This window comes from Pleomorphomonas oryzae DSM 16300, from assembly GCF_000422965.1.
Taxonomy (GTDB): domain Bacteria; phylum Pseudomonadota; class Alphaproteobacteria; order Rhizobiales; family Pleomorphomonadaceae; genus Pleomorphomonas; species Pleomorphomonas oryzae.
In genome coordinates, this window is record NZ_AUHB01000012.1 from 92469 (window position 1) to 107909 (window position 15441).

13 protein-coding genes are annotated in these 15441 nt (G+C 60.9%); 7 read left to right on the forward strand and 6 right to left on the reverse strand.

Annotated elements, in window-relative coordinates; translation table 11 throughout:
* The first annotated feature begins 10 nt into the window (after positions 1-10).
* Together flgK and G522_RS0118880 are read left to right on the forward strand one after the other, a co-directional pair.
* On the forward strand, positions 11-1897 hold the full coding sequence (flgK, locus tag G522_RS0118875; protein WP_026792385.1) for a flagellar hook-associated protein FlgK: 1887 nt from the start codon (positions 11-13) through the stop codon (positions 1895-1897).
* Between the two features lie 41 nt (positions 1898-1938).
* Positions 1939-3609 carry a hypothetical protein gene (locus G522_RS0118880; RefSeq protein ID WP_026792386.1) on the forward strand — a complete coding sequence of 557 codons (1671 nt, stop codon included), beginning with the start codon at positions 1939-1941 and terminating at the stop codon, positions 3607-3609.
* A 113-nt stretch (positions 3610-3722) separates the two neighbouring features.
* Here G522_RS0118880 and flbT read toward each other — a convergent pair whose 3' ends face one another.
* A complete protein-coding gene (gene flbT, locus G522_RS27615) occupies positions 3723-4136 on the reverse strand; it encodes a flagellar biosynthesis repressor FlbT (protein ID WP_036840002.1) in 414 nt (137 codons plus the stop codon).
* 23 nt (positions 4137-4159) lie between these two features.
* Entirely contained in the window at positions 4160-5629 is a 1470-nt protein-coding gene (locus G522_RS0118890) for a flagellin (protein WP_026792387.1), read from the reverse strand.
* Positions 5630-5956: 327 nt separating this feature from the next.
* Here G522_RS0118890 and G522_RS29200 point away from each other — a divergent pair, with 327 nt between their 5' ends.
* The 3 genes from G522_RS29200 to flaF all read left to right on the forward strand — a co-directional run bounded on the left by G522_RS29200 (position 5957) and on the right by flaF (position 10720).
* Positions 5957-7714: a flagellin N-terminal helical domain-containing protein gene (locus G522_RS29200; protein ID WP_026792388.1), complete on the forward strand. Its 1758-nt coding sequence runs from the start codon at positions 5957-5959 to the stop codon at positions 7712-7714.
* A gap of 537 nt (positions 7715-8251) precedes the next feature.
* A complete protein-coding gene (locus tag G522_RS0118900) occupies positions 8252-10009 on the forward strand; it encodes a flagellin N-terminal helical domain-containing protein (RefSeq protein ID WP_026792389.1) in 1758 nt (585 codons plus the stop codon).
* A gap of 336 nt (positions 10010-10345) precedes the next feature.
* The gene (gene flaF / locus G522_RS0118905; RefSeq protein ID WP_026792390.1) at positions 10346-10720 is read left to right on the forward strand and encodes a flagellar biosynthesis regulator FlaF; all 375 of its coding nucleotides are present in this window, start codon (positions 10346-10348) and stop codon (positions 10718-10720) included.
* Positions 10721-10841: 121 nt separating this feature from the next.
* Here the strand turns inward: flaF and G522_RS0118910 are convergent, their stop codons facing one another.
* Positions 10842-11216, reverse strand: a complete 375-nt coding sequence (locus G522_RS0118910; protein WP_026792391.1) for a hypothetical protein — start codon at positions 11214-11216, stop codon at positions 10842-10844.
* A gap of 423 nt (positions 11217-11639) precedes the next feature.
* On the opposite strand from G522_RS0118910, the gene G522_RS27625 reads away from it, so the two are divergent.
* Positions 11640-12746, forward strand: a complete 1107-nt coding sequence (locus G522_RS27625) for an acyltransferase family protein (protein ID WP_051228836.1) — start codon at positions 11640-11642, stop codon at positions 12744-12746.
* A 15-nt stretch (positions 12747-12761) separates the two neighbouring features.
* Here G522_RS27625 and G522_RS0118920 read toward each other — a convergent pair whose 3' ends face one another.
* From G522_RS0118920 to G522_RS0118930, 3 genes are read right to left on the reverse strand one after another with little or no spacing between them, the layout of a single operon-like run.
* On the reverse strand, positions 12762-13241 hold the full coding sequence (locus tag G522_RS0118920; protein ID WP_026792392.1) for a hypothetical protein: 480 nt from the start codon (positions 13239-13241) through the stop codon (positions 12762-12764).
* The gene (locus G522_RS27630) at positions 13238-13558 is read right to left on the reverse strand and encodes a rod-binding protein (RefSeq protein ID WP_051228839.1); all 321 of its coding nucleotides are present in this window, start codon (positions 13556-13558) and stop codon (positions 13238-13240) included. The genes G522_RS0118920 and G522_RS27630 overlap by 4 nt, the downstream gene beginning before the upstream one ends.
* Positions 13558-14676 (reverse strand): flagellar basal body P-ring protein FlgI, encoded by a 1119-nt coding sequence (locus G522_RS0118930; RefSeq protein WP_425414083.1) that lies wholly within the window; start codon positions 14674-14676, stop codon positions 13558-13560. The genes G522_RS27630 and G522_RS0118930 overlap by 1 nt, the downstream gene beginning before the upstream one ends.
* A gap of 225 nt (positions 14677-14901) precedes the next feature.
* Here G522_RS0118930 and G522_RS0118935 point away from each other — a divergent pair, with 225 nt between their 5' ends.
* Positions 14902-15324, forward strand: a complete 423-nt coding sequence (locus G522_RS0118935; protein ID WP_026792394.1) for a flagellar assembly protein FliX — start codon at positions 14902-14904, stop codon at positions 15322-15324.
* The last annotated feature ends 117 nt before the right edge of the window (positions 15325-15441 follow it).

A 15441-nucleotide genomic window follows, 5' to 3' on the forward strand; every position in this document is an offset into this window, starting at 1 on the left:
AGAGACGGAAATGCCTGTTTCGAGTGCCCTTTCCACGGCTCTGTCCGGTATCAGAACGACCCAGCAACAGCTGGGCGTGACGTCGGGCAACATCGCCAATGCCAAGAGCACTGGCTACAGCCGCCTGACGATGTCGTCGACGGCGCAGGTCGCCAACTCCAGGGTCTACGGCGTCGAGGCCAATCAGGTCACGCGCGAGATCAACCTTCTCGTGCAGAAGCAATGGCGGACTTCCCAGGCCAGTTCGGCCTATGCCGAAACGCGCGTCAATGCCCTCTCGGCGCTCGACAACTACTGGGGCGCCCCCAATAGCAGCAGTTCGCTGAACGCGGCCTATGGCGCTTTCAACACGACGCTGCAGAAGCTGGCGACCACACCCGGCGATACGGCGATTCAGGGTAGCGCCGTTTCCTCCGCCCAGACCCTTGTCTCGCGCCTCAATCAGCTGTCGGGCGACGTGCAGTCACTGCGTCAGGAGGCGGAGGTCAATATTGGCAATGCCGTCAGCCGCGTGAACTCGCTGCTCACGACGATTTCCGATCTCGACAAACAGGTGGTGGCCGTCGGCGCCGGCGGCACCAACAGCACCGCCGCCTTGCAGGACAAGCGGGACGCCGCCATCGATGAGCTGTCCGAATACATGGACATTCACGTCACCGATCAGCCGGGCGGCGGCATTGCCCTGTCACTGACCGACGGCACTCAGCTTTATGACGACGTGCCGGTGACACTGAGTTTCGACCAGCAAGGCGTCGTCGATGCCTCGCGCACCTACTCGACCGATGATACCAAGCGTTCGCTCGGCACCGTCCGCATCAGCGCCGGCCCCGGCTCAGGCGTCGATCTCTTCAAGAGTGGATCGATCCGCTCGGGCAAGATCGCCGCCTACAAGGAACTGCGCGACGACACGCTGGTTGACGCCCAGGCACAGCTCGACACCATCGCCGCGACGCTGTCCAAGGCGACCTCGACACGGCAGGCTTCGGGCACCACCGCCACGACGGCCACCACGGCCGGCTACACGATGGATATCACCGGCCTTACCGAGGGCAACACCGTCAAGGTCGAGTATACCAACGCTTCCGGCGTCAAGGGCGCGATCACCTTCGTCGCCTACAAGGGCGGCACGGCTCCCGGCAATGGTTTCACTCCCGATCCCAACGATACCGTCGTCGGCATCGACCTGACCAGCGCCACCGACGTTGGCACCCAGATCGCCAATGCCCTCAACACGGCCACTGGTGGCACTGATTTCTCGGGTTCTGTGGCAACGTCGGGCGGTACCACCACCGTGACCCTTGCGGCGACGACCGTTCCGGCCAGCCACGGCACCATCAACACCGTCACCGGTGAGATCTCGGCGAGCGAGCAGGGCGGCTACCAAGCCTATCCGCTGTTCATCGATGGCTCGACCGGCAGCGCCTACACCGGCCTTACCAACGGTACCGACACCATCACCGGCCTCGCCAGTCGCATCTCGGTCAATCCCAAGGTGGTGGCCGATCCGTCGCTGACGGTGAAATATTCGAGCGGCACCTTGTCGGGTGACGGCACGCGGCCGCAGGCGATCCTCGATGCGCTCGACAGCCGCGTCTATTCCTATTCCTCCTCGATCGGCATGGGCTCGCCGACCACGCCGTTCAAGGGGACCTTCGAAGGCCTTCTGTCGCAGGTGGTCAACACCCAGGGTGCCATCGTCGAGGATGCCAAAAACGTCGCCGACGGCCAGTCGGTCGTCACCTCCAATCTCAAAGAGCGCTACGACAACAGCCGCGCCGTCGATCTCGACACCGAGCTGATGTCGCTCATCCAGCTTCAGAATTCCTATTCGGCCAACGCCCGGGTGCTCTCCGTGGCGCAGGAGCTGATGGACACTCTGATGAATACGTTCAGGTAAGCGCCGCCGCTTAGCGTCGCCGAAGTCACGGGTAGGATGCCATGCCGATCAATAGCGTGCTCGTCAATCCGAACATGTCGCTCCTGTCGACCATGCGGCAGCAGCTCGAGGACATGCAGCGCCAGCTCTCCACCGGGCAGAAGGCGGCGACCTACGGCACCCTCGGCGCCGGGCGCACGCAATCGATCACCTTCCGGTCGAAGATTTCCGAGATCAACGGTTACCTTCAGAACACCGACGTTCTGAACATGCGCATTTCCTTGCTCGACAAGGGCATGGGCCGCCTCGAAGACATTCCGAGCGAGGCCTCCTCCGCCATCGATCCCAACACCTACAACATCGATTCCACCGGCACCACCACCGGCCAGAAGGGCGCCAAGATCGCCCTCAACGAGGTGATCGGTCTGCTCAATTCAGAGGCCGACGGCCGCTACCTGATGTCCGGCAAGACCACCGACACCAAGCCGGTGGTCAGCATGAACGACATGCTCTACGGCACGGGCAGCAAATACGGCCTCAAGAAGGTTGTGCAGGAGCGCTATACGGCCGATCTCGGCACCGGCAAGCTCGGCCGGCTCGACCTTGGCACCGCCACGGGTGCGGTTGCCGGCGATACGGTGACCATCACCCGCCAGGGTGCGACACCGGCGACGCTGTCGGCTGAGTTCGGCTACAAGCTTTCCAGCGCATCGGCTTCGACGACCGATGCCACCCATATCAAGATCACCCCGACCACCGGTACCGATAGCGCCGGCAAGACCGTCGACACGGCCTATGCCGTCCAGTTTGGCGCCAACCTTCAGGCGGGCGACAGCGTTTCGCTGGAACTTCAGAATCCGGATGGGACGAAGTCGACGGTCAAGCTGACCGCGACGCTGACCAGCCCACCGGGCGACGGCCAGTTCACCATTGCGCAGACGGGCTCGCCCGCGACGGTCGACGTGGCAGCAACGGCCACCAACTTCCAGAACCAGCTCAATGAGAGCCTCAAGACCGAGACGAAGACCACCTTCCAGTCCGCCTCGATGATGCGGGCGGCCGACACGTTTTTCGACACCACTGGCGGCGGCAAGCCGCAGCGGGTCAACGTGACAGATCCCACCGACAACAGCCTGCTCGCCACCGCGACCGGACTGCGCGACGGCACGGATACCGATACGGTGGAGTGGTATGTCGGCTACAACGCAGCGATCGATCCCAACGATACCGCGACGTCGCCGCGCAATGATGTGACGTCACGCGTCGACAACAACATGACCGTCGGCTACGGCGTTCGGGCCAACGAGACCGCCTATGCCAACATGGTGCGTTCGCTCGCCGTGATGACCGTTGCCGAGTTCGATCCCAAGGCGGGCACGCTGGGTGATCCCAATGCCACGACCGACGCCCAGCGGCAGAAGAACCTCGGCGTCGAGAAGGCCCGCTATTCGGCGCTGGCCTCGCGGGTCGACGGCGTCCTCGCCTTTGCCGACGGAACCCAGAAGCCGACCGACATCCACACTGAGATCGCCGTTGCCGGCAACGTCGCCAAGAACGCGGCCGATCGCCAGACCACGTCCAAAACGACGCTGCAGGTGATGCTGGACGGCGTCGAAGGCATCAACAAGGAAGAGCTGACCGCGCAGATCCTGACGCTGCAGACCCGCATGAACGCCAGCTACACGACGACGAGCATTCTCAACAGCCTCAGCCTGCTCAACTACATGAAGTAATGAGCGGGCTGGGCGGGTGAAAACAAAAACGCCGATCGGGTTGTGATGACCCGACCGGCGTTTTTCATTGTCGTGGATTGACCCGGCCGGATCGGCTGTGTTGGGACGTCAGCCTATTTCTCCGCAGCCGCCGCAGCGGTGGGATTGAGGGCCGCGAAAATCTTCTTCTCGTGCTCGATCAGGGCGCGGGCTTCCTTCAGCGCCTTGTAGAGCTGATCGGCAATGATGTGGTTGCTGATCCGCGTCACGAAGGGGATGGTGCTCGGCGCCGCCTGCATGATGTCCTGGATCAGGGAAAAGTAGTTGTCCTGGAACTTGGTGACTTCCCGCGACAGATACATCAGCTGGACCGCGAGATAGATCCGCTTGGCCGGCGTATTGGCGGAGTCGAGGGTCAGGATGTCCTTCTCGCGGAGGATCGGGGCATTGCCCTCGATATAGAGGCGGGTGCGCTGATCATCGTTGGTGATCATCGACTCGCCGATGATGATGCGCTCACCGGGCTTCAGTTCAACCTTGAGGGTCATCGTACCTAAATCCTGTCAGAGGGTCAGCTGTTTCCGCCGCCAAGCAGGCGGAGAAGGCCGCTATCGGCGGTTTGGGTGATCGAGAAGGAACTGATGGCCAACTGCTGCTGCGTGTTGAGCGCCAGCAGGATGGCGGCGTCTTCATTCTTGTCGGAGGACCGCATCGATTCCGCGGTGGAACTGAGTACGTTGGAGAAGCTGCCGACGTAGTCGGCCCGGTTGTTCAGCATCGTCAGCCCGATGCCGATGTTGGTGGCGTGTTTTTCCACCGCATGGCGGGCATCGGTCACGGTCTGTTGCCCGGCTTCGGCGTCGGTGCGCTTGACCCAGGACGAGGTGGTGGCCGTCGTCAGGTCGACCGAAATCGAGGACTTGTCGATAGCGAAAGCGGCCGACGCCGAGTTGACGGTCAGAACGCCAGCGCCATCGATCGAAGCGCTCAGGCCTGACGCGGGAATGGTCATGGCGTTGATGAGGTCGCCGACCGTGGTCGCCGCGCCCACCGTCAGCGAGCCCACCGCCGTGTTGCCTTGGCGAATGGTAATGACATCGCCCTGTTTGTATTGCCCCGTCGCCGTCAGCAGGTCCGCACCGGTGGCCGGGGTTGCGCCGATCATCAGCGGGCTGGTCGATGCGGTGGGGGGCGTTCCGCTTGACGCGATCGTATCGGCGGTGCGGGTGACATCGACCGTCATCTTGTCCGCCGCGTCCAGCGCCAGAACACCGTCGCTGGCGAAGGTGGCGCGCAGGCCCTTGTCGGGCAGAGTGAAGGCGGTCACCAGATCGCCGACTGTGGTTTCGGCGGACACCGTGAGCGTGTTGATGACGTTGCCCGAGCCATCCTTGACGGCAATCTGGTCGCCAACAGCATATTGTCCCGACGTGGTCAGCTTGCTGGTGGATTTCAGCGGGAGGGGGGGCAATCCACCGTCGGTCAGCTTCGTTTCGAAATGGGCGGGCTTGCCTTCATCGAGCTTTTTGAGACCGAGCGTGTTGAGAAGGTCGGTGAAGTCCACCGCGTTGATGGTGACCGACTCGTTCTGATCGGTCGAAAGATAGAGCGTCAGGTCGTTACCGGCGCCAAGCAGCAGGTTCTTGCCGCTATAGGAGGAGTCCTTGGCGGTGTCGACGATCTTGTCGAGAATACTGTTGTATTCCTTGGTGAGATCGGCCCGCTCGAAGGCGTCTTTGCTGGAAGCGGCGCGCGTCACCACGCCTTTCAGCGTGTTGATGCTGTCGGTGATCGAGGTAATGCCATTGTCGGCGGCTTTGATGACGCCCAAGCCTTGATCCAGGCGCTCGAGATATTTGTCGAGCGCGGCAGCGTGCAGCGACAGGCTCTTGGCCGAAATGTAGGTACTGGGATCGTCGAGCGCGGTCTGCACGCGGACGCCGGTATCGAGGCGCTGGCTGGTCGCCGCGGATTCCTCGCTCACCTTATTCAGCGTCGCGACGGTGCTGCGCAGCGATTGTGTGAGGGAGATATCGACCATCCGCGTGCCTCTCGTGAATGCCTTTGGGGGCGGCCCGTTGCATTTTGAGAATCATAACGTCCAATTCGTTAAGAATAGCTGTTCGCGAACCGAAGAAAAGCGGTGAACTGCCGGAAAAATCGGCCAATTTTTCTATTTTGGACCATTAACGATTTGCTCCGCTGACGATGACGGCCAGATACGCAGAAAGTCGTATTTGGTGGGAATTTGTAGGGCAAGACGGCATTTGAACCAATGCGTTAACGGCTCGGCAACACCTCGGCGCTAGGTTCGGGCCACTTCCTCAGGATGGGGAAGATGAGTTCACCCAAGGAATGGGATGTAAAAATGTCTAATATCAATCTGACCGCATCAGTCCGCCAGAACCTGCTCTCTCTGCAGGGCACCGCCACGATGATGGCGAAGACGCAGAACAAGCTGTCGACTGGCAACAAGGTCAACTCCGCTCTCGACAATCCCTCCAACTTCTTCACGGCTGCCTCGCTGAACTCTCGTGCCAGCGATCTCGGCAACCTGATGGATTCGATGGCGAATGGCATCAAGACGATCGAAGCCGCCGACAATGGCCTGTCCTCGATCACCAAGACGCTGGAATCGATGCAGTCGACCCTGCGCCAGGCCCGTCAGGACAAGTCCTTCGAGACGGCTTCCTACTCCATGTCGAACCTCGATCCGAACTCCGGTGCGACCAATCAGCTGGCTCTCTCCGGTGGCGCCTTCACCGGCACGACCAACGTCGCCCTGACGACCACTGGCACCGGCCAGACCTCGGCAATGAGCGCTGTCTACGCCACTCCGGCGGCGAGTGCTGCCACCTTGACCGGTACTCCGAATATCGATACCGCTGGTAACACGGCTGGCACTCTGAATGTTACATACGGTGGCACTTCAGTTTCCATCAACGTCGGCGCCAATCTCGCCGCCGGTGGTGCTGGTGCCGCGCTGGTGACCCAGCTCAACACTGCCATCGGAAGCACGTCGCTTAATGGCAAGGTGACCGCCTCGGAGGATGCAACCCACCACATCATTCTGACCGCCGCGAGCAATGAAGATGCCTCGATTGCCGTTTCCGGATCGGCTGCGACCAGTGTCTTTGGCGCTGCCCCCACGGCTGCCCGCGGTTCCGATGGCAAGCTGTCGTTCTCGGTGAATGGCGCCGCCGTGTCCCTCGACGCCACGACCGGCTCCAGCCTGACCAATGCCGTCGCCAACACCAACATCGCCCTGAAGGCGGCTGGCTCGAAGTTCCAAGCCTATGACGACGGTGCCAACCATCTGGCAATCCGTGCCATCACGACCGATGCTGGTGCCCTGAGCATGGGTGGCGCAGACGGTGAACTGTTCGGCGCTTCGGCCACGAACAACAACCTGAAGCTTGGCCTGACGACCGACGAGCTTGTTGCCAACATCAACAACTCGACGAACTACAACACGGCGGTCAAGGCCTCGAACGACAACGGCAAGCTGCGCATTCAGAACCTGTCGACGCAGGATCTGACCGTCGGTGGTACCAACTCGTCGAACCAGATCATCGGCACCAATACCGCCAGCACGACGATCAAGGGTAACTCGGTTCGTTCTGGCCTGGCCGATCAGTTCAACGAACTGCGCGACCAGCTCGACAAGCTGGCCGACGATGCCTCGTTCAACGGTATCAACCTGCTGCGCGGCGACAAGCTGTCGATCACCTTCAACGAGACCGGTACCTCGTCGATCGACATCCTGGCCAAGAACGGCAAGTCCGTCGACTCCACCACCCTCGGTGTGCCGACCACGCTGACCGCCAAGAGCCTGGACGCCGACAGCAACATCGATACCACCCTGTCGCAGGTGCAGACGGCCATCAACACGGTCCGTTCGCAGTCTTCGGCCTTCGGTTCGAACCTGTCGGTCGTTGAGAACCGCCAGGATTTCTCGAAGAACATGATGAATACCCTGCAGACGGGCGCCGGCAACCTGACGCTCGCCGACATGAACGAGGAAGCGGCCAACATGGTTTCGCTGCAGACCCGCCAGTCCCTGGCGACCTCCTCGCTCTCCATGGCCAACCAGGCCAACCAGAACGTGCTTCAGCTTCTCCGCTGACGCCAGGTTCGGCCGAATCAAGCGACAATCAAGGGGGCGGGCCAGAAGGCCCGCCCCCTTCGTTTTTGCATCTGAGCACTCGAAACGGTGTGCCGTGCGGATCGTTTGTTAACGAGTTGTTTTCAAATTCTTAAGACTGCCGCGCCTGCGCGCCTTTCGCTGGTCGCTCATTCTGTCGAGCCGCAGAGAGTTTTCCCTCTGCGCCGGTGATCTCAATAAAATCAATAGTTTAAGCGATTGTCTCGATGGGGCGATACTGTTCGCCGGCCTCGGAAACATGCCGATACACTCGGACATGATGGCCGGCGGTCGTCTCACGCCGGCACATTTCGTTCGCCAAAATTAACAAGCGTTTATCGGGATTAATTCCGCTTCGTTGCAAAACGGTAGGCGGAAACTTTTTGTTAACCATGTCGGGTGTTAATTCCAAACCGAAAGGTACCGCTGCGTCTGCCAAGCACCCGCTGGTCGACCGTTAGGTCCGGTTCGTTTTCGGGGTGAAAGAGACCCGTCAGCCCAAGGAAGTGGGATGCAGAAATGAGCGACATTAATCTGACCAAGGCAGTGCGCCAGAATCTTCTGTCTCTGCAGAACACCGCCAAGCAGATGGCGACGACTCAAAACCGGCTATCTACCGGCAATAAGGTCAACACCGCCCTCGATAACCCCTCCAACTTCTTCACCGCGTCGTCGCTGAATTCGCGTGCCGGCGAACTCAGTTCGTTACTCGACTCGATGAACAACGGTGTCAAGACGCTTGAGGCGGCCGATAACGGTCTGACCTCGATCACCAAGACGCTGGAATCGATGCAGTCGACCCTGCGCCAGGCCCGTCAGGACAAGACTTTCCAGACGACTTCCTACTCCCTAACGAGCCTTGACCCGAACTCCGGTGCGACCAATCAGCTGGCTCTTTCCGGTGGCGCCTTCACCGGCACGACCAACCTGGCCCTGACGACCACCGGCTCCGGCCAGACCTCGGCAATGAGCGCTGTCTACGCCACTCCGGCGGCGAGTGCTGCTACCTTTACCGGTACCCCGAATATCGACACCGCTGGTAACACGGCTGGTACTTTGAATCTTACCTATGGTGGCACATCAGTTTCCATCAACGTCGGCGCCAATCTCGCCGCTGGTGGCGCTGGCGCTGCTCTGGTGACCCAGCTCAACACTGCCATCGGAAGCACGTCGCTTAATGGCAAGCTGACCGCCTCGGAGGATGCAACCCACCACATCATTCTGACGGCTGCCAACAACGAAGACGCCTCGATCGCCGTCTCCGGATCGGCTGCGACCAGTGTCTTTGGTGCTGCCCCAACGGCTGCTCGCGGTTCCGATGGCAAGCTGTCGTTCACCGTGAATGGCGCTGCGGTGTCTCTCGACGCTACATCCGGCTCTACCCTGACCAACGCCGTCGCCAACACCAACATCGCCCTGAAGGCGGCTGGCTCGAAGTTCCAGGCCTATGACGATGGTGCCAACCATCTGGCAATCCGCGCCATCACGACCGATGCTGGTGCCCTGAGCATCGGCGGTTCTGACGGTGAACTGTTCGGTGCCTCGGCCACGAACACCAACCTGAAGCTTGGCCTGACGACCGACGAGCTTGTTGCCAACATCAACAACTCGACGAACTACAACACCGCGATCAAGGCTTCCAACGACAACGGCAAGCTGCGCATCCAGAACCTGTCCACGCAGGATCTGACCGTCGGCGGAACCAACTCGTCGAACCAGATCATCGGCACCAATACCGCCAGCACCACCATCGGCGGCAACACGGTTCGCTCTGGTCTGGCCGATCAGTTCAATACGCTGCGCGACCAGCTCGACAAGCTGGCCGACGATGCCTCGTTCAACGGCATCAACCTGCTGCGCGGCGACAAGCTGAAGATCACCTTCAACGAGACCGGCACTTCGTCGATCGATATCCAGGTTCCCGGAGGCAAGTCGGTCGATACTACCCAGCTTGGTCTGCCGACGATGATGCAGGCCAAGGATCTCGATGCTGACACCGGCATTGATGGTCTGCTCGACAAGGTCAAAACGGCGCTGAACCAGGTTCGTTCGCAGTCTTCGACCTTCGGTTCGAACCTGTCGGTTGTCGAGAACCGCCAGAACTTCACCAAGAACATGATGAACACCCTGCAGACGGGTGCCAGCAACCTGACGCTCGCCGACATGAACGAGGAAGCGGCCAACATGGTTGCGCTGCAGACTCGCCAGTCGCTCGCGACCTCCTCGCTCTCCATGGCCAACCAGGCTGACCAGAACGTGCTGCAACTGCTCCGTTAAGACCGGTGGCAGGATATCCGAAAGTACAAGGCGGGCCGTTCGGCCCGCTTTTCTTTTCTGTTGTTCTTGCTACTTTTGTTTCTGTCTCTGGTTGAGTTGCATATTGTTAACTTAGTTTGGTTGCTATTTTCTTTGGAGAAACTTGTTGTTAACCGTGCTGGGTGTCTAATTGTTTGATGATCGGTTCGAGGCGGTGAAAGCCTCGGGAGCCAAGCGCGGGCAGCAGCATCGCCAGCCAGGGTGACTGAAAAGTCTCCGAGTGGTGCGAAACGACAGCGAAGCTCGCGGCTACAAGATCGGGCAATGGGTTCGGAAACACTGGGGAGTGTTTGTTCGATGAACGGTTACGGAGCGTCGGCGTACCAGAGGGCCCAGACAACGCTGGGTCCGCGCGAACTGGAGGCCCACCTGTTGCTCAAGGCGGCCGCCCAGTTGCAGGCTTTCAAGGACAACTGGTCGGATGATGAGCAAGCCATTGCGGAAGCCCTGGCCTTCAACCGCAAGCTCTGGACCATTCTTGGCACTTCGGCGACCGAAGAAAGCAATCCCCTGCCACTGGAAGTCAAAGAAAACATCGGCAATCTCACCGTGTTCATTCTGAAGCGGACGCTCGAGGTCATGGAAGATCCGTCGCCGGAGAAACTTTCGGCACTGATCACCATCAATCGTTCGCTGGCCCAGGGGCTGCGCGGGCAGGGCGATGACGAATAGGTCGTTGTCGGCCGATGAAATGCGAAAAGGCGCCCGACAAGGCGCCTTTTGTTATTCTAGGGCATACTCAGCACGGCCGGGAGCGTCAGGAGGCTGCTAAAGCCTGCCGGACGCGTTGCCGTCAGGCAAGGGTGCTGGCCGAACTCGTCTGCCCATGCATGGCTTCGGTCCAGGCGTTGATCATGGCCCGCATGCGCAGGCGACTTTCGTCGGGGATCTGGCTGACGACGTTGCCCGTGATCTCGTCGATCTGCTTGTAGACGACCGCATCGGCTTCCTTGTCGACCGTGACCGTGGAACGCACATCGAGGGGGTTGGGAACGTCCTGGTTGGTTTTGCCGCGCGCATTATTGCCGGCATAGGCCGTCCCATCGGATTTGACGACTGCCGATCCGACGGGCAAGTCGGTGCTAGCCGCTTGTTCCGCCGCCGCCGGCGCTCTCGGCACCGGCACGCTCAGGCCCGGTACCACCGGTCTCACGCTGCCGATATCCATGACCAATGTCCTTTTCCACGAATCCCTTGGGGTTCGCCTGAAAAGGACGCTAGCACGGGTAATTGAAGGGGGCGTTTATAGAATAGCTAAAGTTTTAGCGATCCGGCGTTTTCCGCAGGTTTTTCTCGGTTGCTCGAAATGGGACTGGAGGACTGCCTGACGCATCTCCGGCCGCTCCAGATAAGGGCACGAGTCTTAACAAACAGCGAAGGAAAGAGGCCTCTGGCCATGGAAATAATGACAGGTCGTAGTATCGCGTATATGGCCAGCGAAGCGACCGTCTGCGCTTCGACATCTTCTCAGAGTCGGGTTGAGCGATTTGGCGCCGGATTAACCGGGAACTCATCGATGCGATGGTAGAAGCGGCCAGCGATCGCCGACGATTGTCGGGGTGGCGTTCCCATCCAATGCGGAGCTGGGCAGATGCGGGTCAATTTTCAGGACGTGAAATACATACCCGGCCTCGATGGTTTTCGCGCCATCGCTGTCCTGCTGGTTCTCTTCGCCCATTTCGGCTACGACCACATCGTGCCGGGTGGTCTCGGGGTGACGATCTTCTTCTTTCTCTCGGGCTTCCTGATCACCTCGCTGCTTCTCTCGGAAAGAAACAGGTTCGGGTCGATCTCGATCCGCAACTTCTACATCAGGCGTTTCCTGCGCCTTTTGCCCGAGCTCGTGGGATTGATTGTCGTCAGCGGATTCTACCGCGCCCTGCTTGGCCATCCGCTCGGCTTCGGCGAAATCATCGCCGCGCTCACCTACACGACCAACTATTTCGTGTTCTGGCTTGAACGTCACGGAGAAGCGTTCTCGCTGGCCTGGCCGCAGCTGTGGTCGCTGTCGGTCGAGGAGCACTACTACATCACCTTCCCGGCGATATTCGCCTTCCTGCTGGTTAGCCAAGGCCGGGTGAAGGCTTTCTTCGCTTCGGTGTTCGTCTTCGGCGTCGTCTATCGCCTCGTCTTGGTGTTGGGTGGCTACATCGACGTTTCGGCGCAGCATCCCTACACCTATCTGGCTTCGGAGGCGCGGTTCGACTCCATCGCCTATGGCGCGGCCTTGGCTTTCATGTGTCAGCGCTCGTGGGAGCTGTCGCGGGGGAGGGGACTGGCCGTGGGCGTTGCTGGCGGCCTGCTGCTTTTGCTGACGCTGCTGGTGCGCGGCGACGTATTTCGCGAGACGATCCGCTATTCGATCCAGGGCGTGGCACTGCTCCTGATCTTCATGGCGCTCTACCGGTCAGTCGCCTGGGACTGGACCATGTCCATCCTGGAATCGCCGCTGTTCCGGCGCCTCGGCGTGCTGTCCTACGGCGCCTATCTCTGGCACTTCGAATATCTTTTCCTGGCCGATTACGTCTTGGATAACACCCTGCCTGTCAGCACGGTTGGGCGGCTTCTTTACGTTGCCTGCGGCCTGATCTTTTCCTTCGGAGCGGCCGAGCTTTCCTACCGCCTGATCGCGCAGCCCATGCAGGCCCTGCGGCGCCGCTTCTCCATGCGCGCACCCAACCCGGCGGTAGCCGAGTAAAAGCGGGCCGAAGAATCAGAGGCTGCGGTTGATCGCAACGCCACGGGCGCCCACGGCATAGGCGGCCTGTGCGTGGCCGGAGCGTCCATAGACGGCCGGTGCCTCGCTCCGGCCCACCTCGGTTGCCACCGTGCGCAGGATGTCCTCCGCGACGTCGCGGGCGGTGTCGAGCACTGCGAGATTGATCTGCACTTCCGCGCGGAACAGCTCATGGCGCTTGAGGAGAGCAGCGGTCGCGTCGGGCACATAAGCCTTGAGCGTCTCGATCTCGTCACGGGCCGCCAGCATCAGGCGGGTGTAGAGAGCGGCCTTCTCCTCCTTGTCCATGGCGAGTTCGCCGGCCTGCCTGAGCTTGCCGGCCTTGACCAGCGCCGTTTCCTCGCGGAGCAGCACCAGAAGGTCTTCCATGGCATGGCCGAGCTTCTCGACCAGTTTGCCGGCGATTTCCGGGCTCGTCACGAGCTTCGGACGGTTGTCCTGCAGCGCTAGGCTCATCCGGCGTGCCCTTCCTGTATCTTGATGAGTTCCGAGGCGATGCCGTCGGCGATGCCGATGCCGCCCTTCTTGACGAAATCCTTGGCGTACTGGTCGAGCAGCATGTCGCGCCAGGTTTCGTTGGAATTGTCAGACTTGCCGTTGAGCGGGTCGACCGAGACGTCCTTGAACATCGATTTGAAGGCGTCGGCGATATAGACCGACTCGAAATCCTCGGCGACGGCATGCGCCTTCTTGGCGACCGCGCTCTTGTCCATGCCGGCATAGGCCTTGGAGGCAAAGGCGGAGGTGATCGAGGAAAGACCGCTGTTCTCCATCACATCACCTGCACGTCGGCTTGGAGGGCTCCAGCGGCCTTGATAGCCTGAAGGATGGAGATGAGGTCGCGCGGGCCGAGGCCGAGGGCGTTGAGCCCATCGACGAGCTCCTGCAGCGTCACGCCGGAGCGGACCACGGCGAGCTGATGCTCCTTGCCGTCGGCCACCTGGATCTGCGTCTGCGGTGTCACCACGGTCTGGCCATTGGCAAATGGCTGTGGCTGCGACACCTGCGGGCTTTCGGTGATCATCACCGTCAGATTGCCCTGGGCGACGGCCACCGTCGACACGCGCACTTCCTGGCCCATGACGATGATGCCGGTGGCTTCGTCGACCACCACCTTGGCCGGCAGATCCGGCTCGACGATCAACTGTTCGACGTCGGTCAGGAGGTCGACGATATTGCCCCGGAATTTCGGGGGCATCGACAGGCGGACGGTCGCGGGATCGGTCGGCTCTGCCACCGGCGAGCCGTAAAGGTCGTTGATAGCGAGGGCGATGCGGCGCGAGGTGGTGAAGTCGGGGTTGCGCAGCGACAGGCGGACCGAGCTGAGGTCGGCCAGCTTGAACTGCAGCTCGCGTTCGATGACGGCGCCATTGCTGATGCGGCCCTGCGTCGGTACGCCACGGGAAATCTTGGCGGCGTCGCCCTGGATGTCGAAGCCACCAACGGCGATGGCGCCTTGAGCGATGGCATAGACTTCGCCGTCGGCGCCCATCAGCGGCGTCACCAAGAGCTGGCCGCCCTGGAGGTTCTTGGCATCGCCGAGCGCACTGACCGACACGTCGATGGCGGTACCCTGGGCGGCGAAAGCCGGAAGTTTGGCGGTGACCATGACGGCGGCCGTATTGGCGGTGCGCATGGTGGAATCGCGCACGTTGACGCCGAGCCGCTCCAGCATCGCCTGCAGGCTCTGCTTGGTGAAAGGCGAATTGTTGAGGCTGTCGCCGGTGCCTTGCAGGCCGACAACGAGACCGTAGCCGATGAGCTGGTTCTCGCGAACGCCCTCGACATTGACGATATCCTTGATGCGCGAGGCGGCGATCGCCGCTTCGGCGCCCATCAGGATAAACATGAGAGCGCCCAGTGCGCCGAGAATCCTAAACCGCATTGTCATCATCCCCGTGTTTCCCGACACGGCTTCCCACCAAAGGTTTCGCAATCGGCATGCCAAACCGGGGCTGATCGAGTCATTTTGTAACCCACTGAAATGCAATGTTTATTTAGGTGCACTTCCAATACCCTGCTAGGGCGTGCGCTTTGTGGCCGGCATTTCTTGCCGGGTGAGCAGGGAAGCGGTAACCTTGCCCTGCCGAAACTGCCGAGCCTCAAGGAACGATCGATGCGCATTCAGGGTCCGAACCGCCTCGGGGGCGTCTCCTCGGGATCACCAGCCAAGCGAACCGATGGGACAGGCTTCACGCTGCCATCCGAAGGCGAGGGCAGCGCGCCGAAGACCAGCACGGCCACCGCCACGCACGCGCTGGCCGGACTGGATGCGCTGATCGCCTTACAGGCGGTGGATGCCGATGCACCGCGCAAGAAGCGCAAGGCGGTGAAGCGGGGGCGCGACCTCTTGGATCGGCTTGACGAGATCCGCATCGGACTGCTGTCCGGCCATATGTCAGGCGAGGCGATCGCCCGCATTTTGAACCTGCTCGGCGAAGCGGAGCCGACCGGCGATCCGCGCCTCGATGAGCTGATGGAGGACATCGCGCTGAGAGCGGAAGTGGAGCTCGCCAAGCTCGGATATTTTCGCAGTTGAGCCGTTCGCGTCGCGATGAAAGCGGCAAAGCCTAGCTTAACCTTCTGATATTTATTTATAAACGCCGTTCCTACAAGGTTTGGTGATTTTCTCGCATTTGCCGTTGTGGGGCGAGGG